3 protein-coding genes are annotated in these 2,381 nt (G+C 76.8%); 1 reads left to right on the forward strand and 2 read right to left on the reverse strand.

All coding sequences use genetic code 11. The features are described from left to right. The first annotated feature begins 436 nt into the window (after positions 1–436). A complete protein-coding gene (locus KS423_RS43590) occupies positions 437–832 on the forward strand; it encodes a DUF2267 domain-containing protein (RefSeq protein WP_224285228.1) in 396 nt (131 codons plus the stop codon). A 27-nt stretch (positions 833–859) separates the two neighbouring features. Here the strand turns inward: KS423_RS43590 and manA are convergent, their stop codons facing one another. Together manA and KS423_RS43600 are read right to left on the reverse strand one after the other, a co-directional pair. Next, the gene (gene manA / locus KS423_RS43595) at positions 860–2,083 is read right to left on the reverse strand and encodes a mannose-6-phosphate isomerase, class I (RefSeq protein WP_224285229.1); all 1,224 of its coding nucleotides are present in this window, start codon (positions 2,081–2,083) and stop codon (positions 860–862) included. A 20-nt stretch (positions 2,084–2,103) separates the two neighbouring features. After that, positions 2,104–2,381, reverse strand: a 278-nt coding sequence (locus KS423_RS43600) for an ROK family protein (protein WP_224285230.1), incomplete at its 5' end; no start/stop codon positions are given.

Here is a 2,381-nt window from a genome sequence, read left to right on the forward strand (position 1 = left end):
CGGCCCCGGCGCAGCGCGTACCGGCCGGTGCGGCCGCCGGCATGGTGACGCCGCCCCGGCGGCCGCGTCGGCGGTGCCACGCCTCGGCGGGGTGAACCGCCGTCCCGGGCCGGTGACGTGATCGACAAGGGCGTCGGTCCGCCCGGCCTGCGTCCCCGGCACCCCCGGTCTCCCTGGCCTCACCTGCGTCCCCGGCATTCCCGGCCTCCGTGGCGTTCCAGGGCTCCTCGGCCTCCACGGCCCCGACGGTCCCGCCGTACCGAGCCCGTCGTACCGAGGGAGAGGGCCGGTTCCGAAGGCGCCGTGGCGAGTTACGCTGAGCAGCATGGGCACCGGTACGCCCCACGGTGGTCACAGGCTGCGACCTCCCTCCAGGCCCAGGGCGAGCAGGCCGCCGCCGGTCCGGCCGGAGCCCGCCGACCGGAAGGAGGACGCGATGACCATCTCCTGGGAGGACTTCCTCGCCCGCGTCGTCGAGCGCGGCGAGTACCGGGGTGAGGCTGAGGCGGATCACGCCGCCCGGGTCGTGCTGGCCCTGCTCGGCGAGCACCTGGTGGGGTCCGAGCGGGGCGAACTCGCCGACGCGTTGCCCGTCACCTACGCCTCGCTGCTGCGCGACGCCGGGCCCGCGGCCGAGCCGCTGACCGCCGAGCGCTTCGTGCAGGCCGTGGTGGGCTGGATCGACGGGGCGACCCCGGCGACGGCGCAGTGGGACATCGGGGCCGTGCTCAGCACGGTCGCCGACCTGGTCCCGGGGGAGTTGCTGGACCGGGTGATCGAGCAGCTCCCGGACGGCTACGACCTGCTGTTCGGACACCCGGCACGGGCCTGAGCACGTTCGAGCGGCCGTCGTGCGCCGCTACCCGGTGGTGGCCCGGAACAGCTCCGCGCCCGGGCCGGTCAGTTCGACCGGTCCGGCGCCCGGGCGCAGGTAGGCCGACGCGCCCGCCGGAAGCGGGAGTCCGGCGCCGCCGGGCGCCCGCAGCAAGGCCTGCCCGGCGACGCAGAGCAGGATCTGCGGGGTGGGGAGGTCGACCCGGACGGAGGCGGCGCCGGGACGTAGCCGCGAGAGCCTGAACTCCTCTGCGGGCGACGGGAATTCCACCTCGACGCCGGTGCCGGAGCCGGCGCCGTCCCCGAGCGGGAGCGGCACCAGCACCTCGGGTTCCCCGGTGCGGAAGGACGTGACCGCCAGCAGGCCGTCCACGTCGACGTGCTTGGGGGTGAGCCCGCAGCGCAGCACGTTGTCGGAGTTGGCCATCAACTCCACACCCACGCCCCGGAGGTAGGCGTGCGGTACCCCGGCGTCCAGGTACAGCGCCTGCCCGGCGGTGAGCCGGACATGGTTGAGCAGCAGCGCGGCGAGCAGGCCCCGGTCGCCGGGGTACTCCGCGGCGAGGCGGGCGTATGCGGCACAGCTCGCGGCGTACGGTCCGCCGGCCGCCGCCGTCCGGTGCAGGGAGTCGGTGACGGCCGCGAGTTCGGCGGCGTCGGCGTGAAGGCCGGAGCGCAGCAGTTCGGGCAGCACGGCCTCGACGGGCCGGGTGCGCAGCGCGGTGGCCCAGGGGGAGAGCACGCCGAGGGCGTCCAGCAGCCGGGCGGTGGCGGCGGCCGGCCGGAAGCCGCACAGGGCCTCGAAGTCGCCGAGCGAGCAGATGAGTTCGGGCTTGTGCCCACGGTCCTTGAACACCCGCTCCGGCGCGTCCGGCGGAACGCCCCGGGCCTGCTCCGCCGCGTACCCGGCCTCGGCCTGGGCGCGGGTGGGGTGGACCTGGAGGGAGAGCGCCCGGTCGGCGGCCAGCACCTTGAACAGGAACGGCAGCGCCGGGCCGAACCGCCGTACGGTGTCCGGTCCGAGCATGCCGTCCGGGTCGGCGTCGATCAGCCGGTCCAGCGGCTGCGGGCCGGCGTCGCCGGACAGCAGGGACGGCGCCGACGGGTGGGCGCCCAGCCAGAGTTCGGCCTGCGGGGTGCCGTCGGGGGCGGTGCCGGTGAGCGCGGGGATGGCGGTGGGTGAGCCCCAGGCGTAGCGGCGGACCGGGTTCTGCAGGAGGGCGAACGGCAGGGGGCCGAGCGGCGGCATGCGGGCGGCTCCGGGGATGCTCAGCGGCAGAGCGCGGCCGCGCCGATCAGCCCGGCGTCGGTGCCGAGTTCGGCGCGGCGCACGTCCAGGCCGCGGATGTACGAGAGGGCGGCGTAGCGGTCCAGATGGCGGGCGAGCGGGGCGAACAGCAGGTCCCCGGCACCGGCCACGCCGCCGCCTATGACGACCCGGGAGAGGTCCACCAGGGCGGCCGTGGCGGCGATCCCGGCGGCCAGCGCCTGGGCGGCGCGGTCGAAGGAGGCGAGGGCGACCGGGTCGCCCGCGGCGGCGGAGGCGG

This window comes from Streptomyces sp. LS1784, from assembly GCF_020103755.1.
Lineage (GTDB): Bacteria > Actinomycetota > Actinomycetes > Streptomycetales > Streptomycetaceae > Kitasatospora.

Excerpts from the sequence above, each read along its gene's own strand:
- KS423_RS43590 (WP_224285228.1), top strand. The coding sequence starts at position 437 with ATGACCATCTCCTGGGAGGACTTCCTCGCCCGCGTCGTCGAGCGCGGC.
- manA (WP_224285229.1), bottom strand. The coding sequence starts at position 2,083 with ATGCCGCCGCTCGGCCCCCTGCCGTTCGCCCTCCTGCAGAACCCGGTC.